This window comes from Indioceanicola profundi, assembly GCF_003568845.1.
GTDB lineage: Bacteria > Pseudomonadota > Alphaproteobacteria > Azospirillales > Azospirillaceae > Indioceanicola > Indioceanicola profundi.
The window spans coordinates 342594-356150 of record NZ_CP030126.1 but is presented as its reverse complement, the minus strand read 5'-3'; the positions used below and the strand labels follow the sequence as shown (position 1 = coordinate 356150).

General features: G+C 67.4%; 13 protein-coding genes. 4 read left to right on the top strand and 9 right to left on the bottom strand.

Going from position 1 to position 13557, the window contains the following annotated elements; translation table 11 throughout:
* Positions 1-112: 112 nt before the first annotated feature.
* From DOL89_RS01690 to DOL89_RS01680, 3 genes are all read left to right on the top strand, one after another.
* Complete coding sequence (locus tag DOL89_RS01690) at positions 113-3085, top strand: SLBB domain-containing protein (protein ID WP_162937268.1); 2973 nt, start codon at positions 113-115, stop codon at positions 3083-3085.
* Between the two features lie 14 nt (positions 3086-3099).
* Positions 3100-3870: a glycosyltransferase family 2 protein gene (locus DOL89_RS01685; RefSeq protein ID WP_119677592.1), complete on the top strand. Its 771-nt coding sequence runs from the start codon at positions 3100-3102 to the stop codon at positions 3868-3870.
* Positions 3871-4059: 189 nt separating this feature from the next.
* A complete protein-coding gene (locus tag DOL89_RS01680; protein WP_205574616.1) occupies positions 4060-4533 on the top strand; it encodes a helix-turn-helix domain-containing protein in 474 nt (157 codons plus the stop codon).
* Here DOL89_RS01680 and DOL89_RS01675 read toward each other — a convergent pair.
* The 3 genes from DOL89_RS01675 to DOL89_RS01665 form a co-directional block, all read right to left on the bottom strand.
* Positions 4437-5390, bottom strand: a complete 954-nt coding sequence (locus DOL89_RS01675; protein WP_119677590.1) for a glycosyltransferase family 2 protein — start codon at positions 5388-5390, stop codon at positions 4437-4439. The two genes, DOL89_RS01680 and DOL89_RS01675, sit on opposite strands and share 97 nt — an antisense overlap.
* A gap of 5 nt (positions 5391-5395) precedes the next feature.
* On the bottom strand, positions 5396-6337 hold the full coding sequence (locus tag DOL89_RS01670; RefSeq protein WP_119677589.1) for a hypothetical protein: 942 nt from the start codon (positions 6335-6337) through the stop codon (positions 5396-5398).
* A 72-nt stretch (positions 6338-6409) separates the two neighbouring features.
* Positions 6410-7642, bottom strand: coding sequence for a hypothetical protein (locus tag DOL89_RS01665; RefSeq protein WP_119677588.1), 1233 nt, complete (start codon positions 7640-7642; stop codon positions 6410-6412).
* Positions 7643-7735: 93 nt separating this feature from the next.
* Between DOL89_RS01665 and DOL89_RS01660 the strand changes: the two genes are divergently transcribed.
* Positions 7736-8854, top strand: a complete 1119-nt coding sequence (locus tag DOL89_RS01660; protein WP_119677587.1) for a succinylglutamate desuccinylase/aspartoacylase family protein — start codon at positions 7736-7738, stop codon at positions 8852-8854.
* Between the two features lie 9 nt (positions 8855-8863).
* Here the strand turns inward: DOL89_RS01660 and DOL89_RS01655 are convergent, their stop codons facing one another.
* The 6 genes from DOL89_RS01655 to gap form a co-directional block, all read right to left on the bottom strand.
* Positions 8864-9823, bottom strand: a complete 960-nt coding sequence (locus DOL89_RS01655; protein ID WP_119677586.1) for a Gfo/Idh/MocA family protein — start codon at positions 9821-9823, stop codon at positions 8864-8866.
* Complete coding sequence (locus tag DOL89_RS01650) at positions 9820-10386, bottom strand: GNAT family N-acetyltransferase (protein WP_205574615.1); 567 nt, start codon at positions 10384-10386, stop codon at positions 9820-9822. The genes DOL89_RS01655 and DOL89_RS01650 overlap by 4 nt, the downstream gene beginning before the upstream one ends.
* Positions 10387-10565: 179 nt before the next feature.
* Positions 10566-11495 (bottom strand): class I fructose-bisphosphate aldolase, encoded by a 930-nt coding sequence (locus tag DOL89_RS01645; RefSeq protein WP_119677584.1) that lies wholly within the window; start codon positions 11493-11495, stop codon positions 10566-10568.
* Between the two features lie 117 nt (positions 11496-11612).
* Positions 11613-12044, bottom strand: a complete 432-nt coding sequence (locus DOL89_RS01640; protein ID WP_205574614.1) for a beta/alpha barrel domain-containing protein — start codon at positions 12042-12044, stop codon at positions 11613-11615.
* Between the two features lie 84 nt (positions 12045-12128).
* Positions 12129-12341: a DUF3126 family protein gene (locus DOL89_RS01635; RefSeq protein WP_119677583.1), complete on the bottom strand. Its 213-nt coding sequence runs from the start codon at positions 12339-12341 to the stop codon at positions 12129-12131.
* Between the two features lie 155 nt (positions 12342-12496).
* On the bottom strand, positions 12497-13504 hold the full coding sequence (gene gap, locus DOL89_RS01630) for a type I glyceraldehyde-3-phosphate dehydrogenase (protein WP_119677582.1): 1008 nt from the start codon (positions 13502-13504) through the stop codon (positions 12497-12499).
* Positions 13505-13557 lie beyond the last annotated feature (53 nt).

Sequence of the window (13557 nt, the reverse complement as noted above, 5' to 3'; positions counted from 1 at the left end):
CCAGCCTATCCGCAGCAAGGCGGAGGCGGCAATTGCCATGCGGCCTTGCTGACACGACCCGCAATACTTGTGTATGGTATCGGCCACGCTCCTTCTAGCTGCATACAGGCCGATGCCGCCCTTGCGCGCCCTTCTCCTCCTCATCGCCGGCCTGCTTCTTTCCGCGGCTGGCCCGGCAGCGTCAGACGGTCCCCCGCCGAACCGGCTGGAGGAAAGTTATGGGGTCCGGGCCGGGGAGCCGTTGCGCCAGTATGGTTATGCCCTGTTCGATCAGACAGGCGCCAGGGCAGAGCCGGCCATGGGCGCCATCGCGGACGGGCATGTGCTGGGGCCGGGCGACACCCTGACCGTGACCCTGCGCGGCCAGACGGCAAGCCAGGAATCCCATACGGTCGGCACGGATGGGCTTCTGATCGTCGATGGCCTGCGGCCCGTCCAGGCCGGCGGCCGGTCCCTTGGCGAGGTGCGGCGGGAAGTGGAGGCGGAGGTCGCATCCACCCTGCTGGATACCCGCGCCTTCGTCACCCTGGCCCGCCCGCGCCGTCTCTCCGTCCTGATCCTGGGGGAGGTGCGGCGACCGGGCCGGCATGATCTGTCCGCCTTCGCCACTGTGCTGGACGCGCTGTTCGCGGCCGGCGGCGTGATGCCGTCCGGCAGCCTGCGCTCGATCCAGCTGGTGCAGCCGGGCGAGGCCGCCGGGACGCCGGTCGATCTGTACGAGCTGATGCACACCGGCGAAGGTGCGGCGGATCAGCGGCTGGCGGACGGGACAAGGATCGTCGTGCCGCCCCTTGGCCCGACCCTGGCCATCACCGGGCAGGTGCAACGCCCCGGCATCTTCGAACTTCCCGCGAAGGCGGAGGCGATGGATGCGGAGGAACTGCTGGCCCTGGCCGGCGGCGCGCTGCGGCCCGGACCATCGGCATTCCGCCTGTCCACCATCGCCCATGACGGAAGCGAACGGCTGATCGAGTTGGAGTCCGGTCAGCCGGCCCGCCTGGCCCATGGCGACATCCTGATCGTCGAGCCGGCGCGGGCGGACCGCCGAATGGCGGTGTCTTTGCTGGGCCACGTCCATTCACCCGGTCCCCGTCCCCTGTCTGCCGGAACAGGGGCGGCGGGGCTGCTGTCGAACAGGGCGGCGCGGGACGATGCCTATCTGCCTTTTGCGGTGCTTGTCGGGCTCGACCCGACCAGCGGGGCACGGCGACTGGTTCCGATTCATGCCGGCCGCCCTGGAACCGCGCCGGCCCTGGCGGATGGGGATTCGCTGGTCCTGTTCGGCCCGGAGGAGATCGCTTTCCTGTCGAGCCGGGCCGTACTTGACCTGATGGCCAGCGATGAGGGCGATACCTCATTTCGGTCGCCACCCGCGCAGCCGAAGGAATGTCCGGGCCTGTCCGCCCTGGCGGCGCGGGTCGCGGCCGACGGCAAGGGCGCGTTCGCGGCGGGGCCGATGGCCGCCGCGGCTGCCGCCCTGACCGGTCCCGACCTGCCCTGCCCCGTCCTGTTCGCAGAACAGCCGGATCTGTTGCCGCTTGCGCTCGATCATGCCGTCCTGCTGCGCGAGGGCGTGCTGCGCCCCGGCTTCTATCCGGCCGGCCCCGGCGCCACACCGGCTGAGCTTGTGTCGGCGGCCGGGGGTGCGACGGGCGCGCCGCTGGCCATGGTGGGCGCGGCGGGCGGGCTGGGCATCCTGGATGCTGCCGAGCCCTGGGTGGAGCTGACCGGAGCCGTCAAGAACCCCGGCCGTATTCCCCTGCGCCGGGCGGGTACGTTGCGCGATCTTCTCGGCAAGGGAGAGGCGCTGACGGACGATGTCTACGGGCTGTTCGCCATCATAGAGCGGGTGGACCGCGCACGAGGAGCCCGGACCCTGGTTCCCTTCGCACCGGCGGAGGTCATGGAGGGCGGATTCGACCGGCGTCTGGCGGACCGGGACAAGGTCGTAATCCTGTCCAGGCCGCAGTTGCGTGCCATCCTGGACAGCCCCGCCGGGCCGGAGGAACCAACAGCCCCACCCGCCCTGACCGGCCCGGAAGCGACCGGGCCGAAGGACCTTCTCCCGGCGGATGCGGCGTTGCTCCGGCTGCTGGAGGATCGGAGCGTGTCCTTGCGCGGCGCAGTGGCCGAACCCGGCATTTACCCGGTCGCTGTTTCCGCCACGGTGCCCGCCCTGATCGCCGCGGCCGGCGGCCTGCTGGCCCAGGCCGACCCCGATTCCGTGGAGATGGTGGCCGGTGATCCCGAAACGGCGGAACCTGTACGCCTGCTGCGCCTGTCCTCGCCAGCAGCAGCATCGCTGATGCTACGACCCGGTGACGCGGTTCGCGTGCCCCGGCGCACTCCGTCGCCGCAGCGCGGCGGGATCGTGCTGGCGGGCGAGGTGCGGGAACCCGGTCATTTCGACCTGTTGCCGGGTGAGAAGCTCTCCTCCGTGCTGGCGAGGGCCGGCGGGCTGCTGCCCACTGCCTATCCGGCCGGGGCGATCTTTATCCGCGACAGCGCCCGGCAGGCTGAACGCCAGGGCCTGCTGCGCGCAGCGGAGGAAATGGAGCGCTCGCTGAGCATGGCGCTGCTCCGGCCGGACCCGCCGGATGCGAGGCATGTCGAACTGGCCCGCGGTCTGGTCGAGGAACTGCGAACCGCCGGCCCCGTCGGCCGTGTCACAATGGAGGCGGACCCGGCGGTCCTCGCCGTCCGCCCCCATCTCGACATGGTGCTGGAGCCGGGCGACCGGCTCTACGTTCCCAAGCGGCCGCTCACCGTGACGGTCAGCGGCGAAGTGCTGTCACCTGCAGTACTTCAATTCGCCCCGGGCAAGAGCGGCCGGATCTACCTGGAGGAGGCCGGCGGGCTGACCCGCAATGCGGACAGGGGGCGGATTTTCGTGCTGCTGCCGGATGGTAGTGCCAAGCCGCTTTCGGAAATCGGCCGTCACGCCGTGGACGCGATTCCGCCAGGGTCCACGATCATCGTGCCCCGGGACGCGGAACCCTACGGCTTCCTGACCATCGCCCAGAGCGTGACCACGATCCTGAGCCAGCTTGCCCTGACCGCGGCGGCCATCGCCAGCTTCGACTAGCCGGGAGGGACGCAATGGCGCCCGCAGTCTCTGTCATCACGGTGGTCCGGAACGATGCGGCCGGCCTAGCTCTGACCCGCGCCTCCCTGATTGCGCAGGACTGGCGTGATTTCGAATGGCTTGTGGCGGATGGCGGATCGACGGATGGAACGGCCGAGCTGCTGGCCGGCTGGGCCGGTGAGATGGGCTGGTGGGACAGCAAACCGGACGCTGGCCCATTCGACGCCATGAACCGCGCCATGGAGCAGGCCCGCGGCGAGTGGCTGCTGTTCTTGAATGCGGGCGACCGGCTGGCGGACTCCAAGGCGCTCTCCGCCCTTGCCGCCGCGAGAGAGCATGCGGACCTCGTCTATGGCGACGCGGTGGAGGAGGTTGCGCCCGGACTGACCGCCATCAGGCCCGCCCGCCGGCCGCGCTGGGCCTTCTACGGGATGTTCGCTCATCATTGCGCCATACTCTACCGCCACGATCAGGTCCGTGGTCTGCGGTACCGGACCGACCTGCGGATTGCGGCGGATTACGGTTTCACGCTCGAAGCTCTGCGGTCGGCCCGGACCTGCGTCCATGTGTCCCGCCCGGTGGCGTGCTTCGCGTCGGGCGGACGCTCCAGGACAGAGGAGCGGCTGGGCCGGGAAGAACAATTTCAGCTCAGACGCTGGACTCTGTGCATGCCATTGGCTGTTTGCTTATCCATCCGTATTATCCAATTCGGCATGGGGAGTTTGCGGCGGTTTTGGCCGAAGTTCTATGGCAGGCTGCGCTTTACCTCTACATTCGGCCCCTAAGTTGTCGTATTCTGCAAAAAGTCATGCGCCACATGGCGCTTTTGACCGTTATGGTTGGATCTGCGACGAACTGCCCGGTGTGCCGTGGAGAATCAGTGCTCCACGTTCGGGACAGAGTTGACTAATCCTTTTGCCTGCTAAGCATTCTGCACCGCGCGTGTGGGGCGCCGTTCCAGGTTGGAGATAGAAATGAGCGCTAACAAGAGCTCGAGAAAGGCCACTTTGGCCAAGGCCTATTCGCTGTCGAAGCGGGGTGAAGGCCCCAACCCCATCGACATTCATGTCGGTCAGCGCCTGCGCCTGCGCCGCACGCTTCTGGGATTGAGCCAGGAGACCCTTGGCGAAGCTGTCGGAATCACCTTCCAGCAGCTCCAGAAGTATGAGCGTGGCGCGAACCGCATCAGCGCCAGCCGCCTGTTCAACCTGTCCCAGGTTCTGGGCGTGCCGGTCACCTTCTTCTTCGAGGACCTGCCGTCTCCCGGTGACGAGGGGCTGGGCGAGCCGAGCGAGACCCAGGAGTTCGAGTCGATGGCCCGGCGCGAGACGCTGGAGCTGGTGCGGGCGTATTACCGCATTCCGGAAGAGAATGTGCGGCGGCGTGCGTTCGAGCTGATCAAGGCGCTGGCCGGCGACGCCACCGAAGACGAATCGGACGACGAGTAAGCCAGGTCCGGATCGCGGCCGGCCTTGCGCTCGGCGTCGGTCCATCGACGTTTATAGTCGACCTGCCAGTAATAGAATGCCCGGCTCAGGGCGTAGTGCAGTCCGGGACCACCGTCCAGGACACCCAGCCGGGCAATATAGACAGCCAGAAATACCAGCAGCGGGCGGCAGGGCAGACGGGCGAACACCCGTTTGGCCAGCCGCCGCGCGCGTGTTTCGGCCCGGTACACCGGTAGCCGACGCTCCTGGCCATCCAACCACACCTCCCAGTCCGAATAGCGGTTGTGCCGCTCGAACCACTGGTAAAGCGGCTTGCGGTCATCGTGCAGCATCGGCTGGCGGAGAGATCCGATCTGGCCGTCCACTGTCGGCTGATAGTGCCCTTCCACCTCCCACATGGTGGCGACGCCAAGATCGTCGCAGACCGGATAGCGGCAACGGCGGCGGTTCAGCAGGGCGATCTTGCGGAAGCCTGCGCCGAAGCGTAGCACCCGCCCCATCACCACCGGCCTCGCCCGCACGAAATAGGCCAGGGACATCGGCCCTGCAGCAAACAGGGCCGCCAACTCATCCGCCAGCGCCGGCGTGACGCGCTCGTCGGCATCGACGAACATCACCCAGTCATGGAGCAGATCAAGCTCGTCCAGGCTCCACTGCTTCTTCTTCGGATAAGCCCGGTTCCAGACGAATCTCACCACCCGCGCGCCATGGTCGCGGGCAACGGCGGCGGTACCGTCGGTGCTGTCACTGTCCACCACCACCACTTCCGCAAACCGCGCCAAGCTGTCCAGGCAAGCCGGCAGGTTCTCCGCTTCGTTGCGGGTCAGCACGATGGCCGTCACGGGGATTCGGTCCATGCCGTTCACCTGCGCCCGGAAAGAAGTGCGGCGCGCCCATAGACCCAGAACAGGGTCGCCATGAAGCCGGCAAGGCCACCGAACGGGACCAGCACCAGCGGATCGGGCCAGTCCGGAAGGACCGGCGCCGTTACCGTTTCGATGGCATCCGCTGCGAATGGCAGATCGACGTCGATCATCATGCGTAGCCGCTCCTGCTCCGCCAGAAGGGCGACCAGTGCTCTTCGGTGCTCCGTATGCGTGACCTCTGTCAGCCGCGCACGGACATATTCGATCTCCGCCAGCACGCGGCGTGCCGCTTCGGCCCGTAGCGCCCTGTCGGCCGCGGCATGCACGCCGGCCACGACCGCCATTGCCAGTGCGCGGTCCTGGTGCCGGTAGGAAATCCGCTGCATCGGCCCGCCGCCCAGCGCCTCGACGACCAGGTTGGTGCGCAGATGTTCCGACAAGGCCTGGGCATCCGGCGGCACCCAACCGGTGCGCCCGGCAAGCCAGAGCAGCAGCCGGCGCGCTGCTGGAACCAACCCGCCGGGAGGCTTCCAGCTTCCTGTTCCGGCATCCCAGGACCGATGGAAGATGCCGGGCATCAGGCTGCCATTCCCGGCAAGCCGCTGCGCCACCGGCACGGAACCCAGCAAGCGGAGGAACCGCGCGAAGTCGGACAGGGCCTCATCCCCGGGTCCCGGCTCCGTGATGGAACGCCCGGCGCCGCCGGACAGGGTGGGAAGCTTCGGCCCCATGGCGGCCGGACCGATGCGGGCGATGGGACCGACCACCATCTGGGCCGTGAACTGGGGCTGCGCCAAGCGGACGGCCAGCAGCGCGGCTGCGGTGCCGATGAGCGCGCCAATGACCAGCAGATGCCAGCCCATTCTGGCGTGCCGCACCAGCTCGGCGACAGACAGCCGCTCCTCCTCGATGATCCTGGCTTGCGTCAGCCCATCCATCCACCGCCCCGTATCCGCCCGGCGACTGAGTGCTAGAGCATGATGGTTCGCGCGAAAGGAGTAAAGGAAATATCAACCTTTGCGATGGAGCGCTGGCTCCGATGCTAGTAGCAGCAGTGTCAGGACGATACCGAAGCACAGATACTTGTAGGTGGTATGAAGAAGCAGCCCGATGAGGAGAGACGGCGCCAGCGCCAGGACCAGGTCCGGCCGGGCGCGCCATGCATGAGGCAGGCGCGCCAGGATCGTCGCGACATAGGCTCCCATGCCCAACAGCCCGACCGCCCCCGTCTTCAGCAGCATGTAGGTGGCGAAGTTGTGAGTATAGGAAATGACAATGTCGCCGGCCGCCGGGCTTCTGACCATACCGCCCCAGCCATAGCCGAAGAGGAAGGAAAGCGGGTCGGCGGCAGCCTGCCGGATCACCGCCATGAGCTCTCCCAGGCGGTTGTTCACGCCCACGGCGCGGGTTTTTTCCATTGCGAGATCGGCACTAACCGACACCGCCTCTCCCCACAGAAGGCCGAGCATGGACAGGACCACGGTTGCTCCCAGCCGTCCCTTTGCCGACCCGTCGAAATAGCGCACGAGTATGATCAGGATGGAGCCGCAGGACAGAATCAGGCCGGCCCTGTGCACCGCCCCCGCCAAGGCGCCCAGACAGGAAAAGGAGGCGACCATCAGGGCCGACCCGACGACGATCCCACCGATGCGGACGTTCGAGCCGACCTTTTCCAGACCGCGGGCGAACAGCCAGACGGAAGCAAAGGGGAGAGCTGCGCTCTTCAATAGGAATGGCGGCTTCTCAATCAGTGCGGCAGCGCCGATGGTCCGGAGAGAGGCATTCAGGTCCACCCACCAGCGTAGCGCATAGGCCAGCCCGACCCCGGCAAGCGCCCAGGCGATTGCGTCTAGCGCCGCCTCCGTTTCGGCCCCGGCGCGGTAGCGCACCAGGACTGGCAGGAAGAGAAAGGCCAGGGGCAGCAGGTCGCGCGCCATCTCCGCATAGGGCCAGCCGCGTGCGAGTCCCGACAGAAGGCCGGGCCAGACTGCAAGCAGCAAAGCGAGGCAGGCCCCCGCCTCAGACGGGCGGAGATCGGGGCTACGCAACAGATAGAAGCTGCCCAGCCACAAAGGGCGGGCAAGCCCCGCGCCAGCGATCAGAAACAGCCCGATCAGCGCTTCCGCGATCCCTGGAGATGGAGGAGCCGGGGCGCTGGCCAGACCATAGACGGCCAACGCCGCCCCGATGGCCATGGCGGCAACCGGCACGGATCGACCGGGCAGAAACGCGCGCAGAACCATCCATCACCCTCCACCTGCGCGAGTGTGCCACCCGCCGGGCCATTCCGCCAGCCGGGCTGGACGACCTGTCCGCCCCAGCGGTAGAAAGACGGCATGACACACGACATCCAGGACATTCCCCTTCCCCATGGGCGGCCCGGCACACAGCGGTCGCTCCGGGTCCACCGGTTCGGGACGGCCGGAGCCGCGCCGAAGGTCTATATCCAGGCTGGCCTCCATGCGGGCGAGATACCCGGACTGCTGGTCGCCGGCCACTTGCTGGGCCGGCTGCGGGAACTGGATGCGGCCGGGACCATCCGGGGCGAAATCGTGCTGGTTCCGATGGCGAACCCCATCGGCATCGACCAGACGCTTCAGGGTCAACTCCTCGGCCGGTTCGAACTGGCGAGCGGCGTCAATTTCAACCGCGCCTTCCCCAACCTGACGGACCGGGTGGCAGAGCTGGTCGGCGACCGCGTCGATCCTGGCGCAGCCGGCGTCGCCGCCATCCGCGCCGCCCTGCGCCAAGCCCTGGCCGTGCATCAGATTTCCAGTCAGGCGGATGCCCTGCGCCGCACGCTGCTGTCCTACGCCATGGATGCCGACGTGGTGCTGGACCTGCACTGCGACTCGGAAGCGGCGATGCACCTCTACACCATGCCGGAGTTGTGGGACGGATTCGCCGACCTGTCCGCTCGGCTCGGCTGCCGCGCCGCCTTGCTTGAGGCCGATTCGGGCGGAGAGCCGTTCGATGAGACCTGTTCCGGTTTCTGGCGGCGGCTGGGCGAGAAGCTCGGCGCCGATCTGCCGATGGCTTGCGCCGCCACCACTGTGGAGCTTCGCGGCATGTCGGATGTGGACGATCCGGCCGCCGCAGCGGATGCGGACGCCATCATCTCCCACCTGATGGTGCGGGGCGCAATCGCAGGGGAGCCGGAACCCGCCCCTGCCCCGCTCTGCGCCCCGACGCCGCTGGCCGGGGTCGACCGGGTGAAGGCCCCTGTGGCCGGGGTAATCGTCTACAAGGCCGCGGTCGGCCAGACCGTGCAGGCGGGAGATCTCGTCGCTGAAATTCTGGACCCCTGGAGCGGGGATCGGCATCCCTGCCGCGCCATCGTCTCCGGGCCGGTCTGGTCGCGCAGCCAGGAGCGGTTCGCCGGCGCCGGAGACACGGTGATGAGCATCGCGGGGACACAGCCGCTGCCCCGCACGGGCAGCCTGCTCACAGCCTGAAAAACCGGCTCAGACGCCGGCCAGCAGCCGCTCCACCGTTCGCTGCACTTCCAGCGCCTCCCCGAAGCTGGCCAGCGGGTGCGGACGGCCGGCCAGCCAGTCGGCCACGGCGTCCAGATGCCGATGGCCGACCGGCCGCGGGTCCTTGGCTTCCGGCACGGGAACCCATCCCGTCGCCGTTCCACGCTCCAGCGTGGTCCAGTTGGCGAGGCGCAGTGCGCCGTCCTCGCCTTCGACCATGGTCGAGTTGCGGTCGTCAGCCTCGATCCGGCCGACATGACCCGAGAGGGTGATGAGAACCCCGCCAGCGGTCACCTTGGCAGTAAGCTCCCGCTCCGACCTGTCTTCCTCCGGATAGCTCACCTTGCTGTCCAGCACGTCCAGCGGACCCAGCAGCCGGCGCAGCACAAACAGGAAGTGCGAAACCACTTCCCGCGTGAAACCGCCCTCCGCCCGGCCGTCCAGCCAGAACGCAGCGGCCTGCTGCCACGGGCGGGGCCAAGTGCGGAACGCCGCCTCCACATGCCCGGCCCGGATGCGGCCCAGCGCCTCGGACCGGAGAGCCTCCGCCATGTAGGCCAGGGCCGCGGTCGAGGCGATGGGATAGTTCACGGCGGCGCGTAGATTTTCCCGGTCCACCCGCTCCACCATCCTCTCCGCTTCCCGCAGGTCGACGGCCAGCGGCTTCTCGCACAGCACGGGCTTTCCGGCATCGAAGGCCAGGGCGGCGTGGGCCAAGTGGGTGGCCGGCGGGGACGCGACGTAGACCAGATCTAGATCGGCCGTGGCGACCAACTGGTCGGCACCGGCCCGCCCGTCCATCTCCGGCGCCAGTTCACGGGTCGCGGCGACGGCCAGCGGGTCCGGGTCCCAGCCGGCGACCACGGCGAATCCGCCATGATCCACCATGCGCTGCGCCATCCGCCGCCCCATGATGCCGAGACCGATGATGCCGACGCGGATGGTCATTCGCCAGTTCCCAGGGACTTGTAATAGATGACCGTGGCCCCGAGCTGGCCGTCGGTATGGACCGCGAAGTCCGGTATCGCGCCCACCCGCACCCAACCCCGCTCGGCATAGAGCCGTTCCGCCACGCCGCCCTCGCATGTATCGAGGGTGAGCAGCGTCAGACCGCGCTCCGCCGCCCGCGCCTCCGTAGCCTTCATCAGCGCCTTGCCGATGCCGAGTCGCCGGGCGCTGCTGTGGACCAGCAGCTTGGCGATGTCGCCCCTGTGCCGCTGATTCGCCTTGGGGCTGGGTTGAAGCTGGACGGTGCCGACCGCCTGTCCGCCACGCAAGGCCACGAACAGCTCCGCCGCCCCGGACGGCATGGCGGCGAGCACGCCATGCCAGAAGGCCTCCGCTTCCACCTTGTCGGGAACGGCCACATAGCCGACGGACGCGCCGCCGGCGACCGAGTCGCGGAGCAGTTCAACCAACCCGTCCAGATGCGCTTCCGCCGTTTCTCTGTCCAGCCGGACGATCCGCACGGCGGACGCGCTGTCCAGTACCGCCGACGCTGCGTCTTGCACCACCCCGCCCTCCATCCTGCCGGTTGCATTAGCGAAAGCAGCTTATGTTGCCATTGAGCAGTTGCAAAGCGGCAGGTGGGTGGACATGAAAACGGCCCCGCCGGTACCGGCGGGGCCGCTCATCTGCTTCAATCTCTGCACTTCGGCCGCTGACGGGGCGAAGCGCCCCGCCGGCGGGCTTACTCCTTGCCCTGGTAGATCCTGACCAGACGGTCCAGCAGGGCCAGCGCGTCCTCGCGGGAGCGCTGGAAGGCGTTGCGGCCGATGATGGAGCCGTTGCCGCCGCCGTCGCGGATGGCGCGGGCATCCTCGAACACCGCATCCTCGCCCTTCGCAGCGCCGCCGGAGAAGACGACGATGCGGCGGCCGTTGAAGCTGGACTCCATGACATGGCGGACGCGGTCGGCCAGCGTGTCGATCTTCACGCCGTGCTTCTGATAGACCTTCTTGGCCTCCGCCTGCTCCAGATGGTCGCTCGGCAGCTTGACCTTGATGATGTGCGCGCCCAGCAGCGCCGCCATGTGGGCGGCGTAGGCGATCACGTCCATGGCCAGCTCACCTTCCTTGGTGAGGTTGCCGCCGCGCGGATAGGACCAGATCACCGTGGCCAGGCCGCAGGCCTTCGCCTCGGCCGACAGCTCGCGGATTTCCTCATACTGGTCGTACATGGCTTCCGAACCGGGATAGATCGTGAAGCCGATGGCCGACGCGCCAAGGCGCAGCGCGTCCGCGACGGTGGCCGTGACTGCCTGGTCCGGACCCGTGGTCTGGGTGGACAGGCTGTTGGCGCTGTTCATCTTCAGGATCAGCGGCAGGGAACCGGCGAAGGTACCGGCCGCGGCCTCCATCGGGCCCAGCGGGGCGGCATAGGCGTTCAGCCCGGCATCGATGGCGAGCTGGTAATGGTAGTGCGGATCATAGGCCGCCGGGTTCATGGCGAAGCTGCGCGCAGGCCCGTGCTCGAAGCCCTGGTCCACGGGCAGGATGATCATCTTACCGGTGCCGCCGAGGCGGCCTTCCATCAGCATGCGGGCCAGATTGGCCTTGGTGCCTGGATTGTCGCTTTCGTACCAGGAAAGGATTTCCTTCACGCGCCGGGTGAGCTTCATAGCGTTTCCTGCCTCGATTTCGTGGATATCGGCAATGGCGGCTTGATAGCCCACGCGATGCCGCAATGCAACGCGCCGAAAAGGGGTCTGAAAGCGCAAGTAGCGCTTACGAAAGCACTACATCTGACCGGAAACAGCAAATCTGGAAGCGATTCGGCGTAGTCGCCCTATCCGATCGCGTGAGCCTCGAAGGTCTGCCGCCTGTCGCACGGGCGGGTGCAGTCGGGCTCCGGACTGTGCGGCGATGTCCGTCAACTTTGCCGCGACCTTGGCAGGCCCGTCGAAAGCCACGTCCGTTACGCCTGCGCGCAGCGCGGCCAGCACGAGGCCGGGCGCACCGCCACAGTCCAGGATGGCAGTGAAGGGTTGATCGGGCGCGTCCTGCGCCAGAAGCCGGACCAGGGCTGTCCACCAGCCCGGCCCGGCAAATCCGGCAGCACCGGGATCGCTGGCCAGGAGGACGGGAATGCCCAGTTCCCGCCCGATGGCGAGCGCGGCGCGCCCATCCTCAAGGCTTCGGATGCGGACGGGAAGATAGGGCTGATGCATCACGGGGGAAGCTGGCGGGCACGGGGCTGCGATGCGTGCGGCCAGGACATCCCTCAGCACCCGTGGACACGAAGGCCGTCGCGCTTACTTCGGCAGGTCTTCCGCCAGGATCGACATGTTGAAGTCATAGGAGACGTCGCCATCCTCCTCATCCCGGTAGAGGGTGCCGATGAATTCGGAACCCACCATGACCTCCGCCGGCTGGCCCTTCTTCTTCGGGGCCGCGACGGTGATCCGGTCGTTACCGAACGCCTTGCGCAGATAGGCCTGGAGCTTTGTGATCTCGGTCGGGGTCATGAGCTTAATCTAATCCAAGAAACAGCGATGGGAAGGGTCGCGGAGTGCTGGCCGGACATGGCAGAGCCCTCGCGAAAAGGAAAGGGCGCCGCCCCTGACAGGCAGCGCCCGGTCCATACTTTACCCTAATCCCTTAAGGGGAGTTAAGCGCGTATTCAGCCGACCTTGCTCATGGCGACGGCGGTGTCGCTCATGCGGTTGGAGAAGCCCCACTCGTTGTCGTACCAGGTCATGATGCGCACGAAGGTGCCGTCGATGACCTTGGTCTCATTCAGTGCGAAAATGGAGCTGCGCGGGTCGTGGTTGAAGTCGGTGGAGACCAGCGGCTCATCATAGGCGCCCAGGATGCCCTTCAGCGGGCCGTTGGCGGCGTCCTTGATCAGCTTCTGGATCTCTTCCGCGCTGGTGGCGCGCTTGGCGACAAACTTGAAGTCCACCACGGACACGTTCGGGGTCGGCACGCGGATGGCGGTTCCGTCCAGCTTGCCCTTCAGGTCCGGCAGCACCTTGCCCACGGCCTTGGCGGCACCGGTGGAGGTCGGGATCATGTTCAGGGCCGCAGCGCGGGCGCGGTGCAGGTCCTTGTGCATGGTGTCCACGGTGCGCTGGTCGCCGGTGTAGCTGTGGATCGTGGTCATGAAGCCATGATCGATGCCGATGGCGTTGTGCAGCACGAACGCGACCGGGGCCAGGCAGTTGGTGGTGCAGGACGCGTTGGAGACGATGGTGTGCTCCGGCGTCAGCTTGTCATGGTTCACGCCATAGACGACCGTGAGGTCCTCGTCCGTCGCCGGGGCGGAGATCAGCACCTTCTTGGCGCCGGCGGTCAGATGCTTGGCGGCATCGTCGCGCTTGGTGAAGATGCCGGAGCATTCCATCGCCACATCGACGCCGAGATCGCCCCAGGGGAGCTGGGCCGGATCGCGCTGCTGCACGCACTTGATGCGGTGGCCGTTGACCACCAGGTCCGTGCCCTCGACCTCGACGGTGCCGGGGAAGCGACCGTGGACGCTGTCATACTTCAGAAGGTGGGCATTGGTCTTCACGTCGGCCAGGTCGTTGATGCCGACCACTTCGACGTCGGTGCGCCCGCTCTCATAGATGGCGCGCAGGACCAGACGGCCGATGCGGCCGAACCCGTTGATCGCAACCTTGACTGCCATTGCTTTCCTCCGACCTTGCGTGACGACCACCTGATGGCCGCTAGAATTCTTGT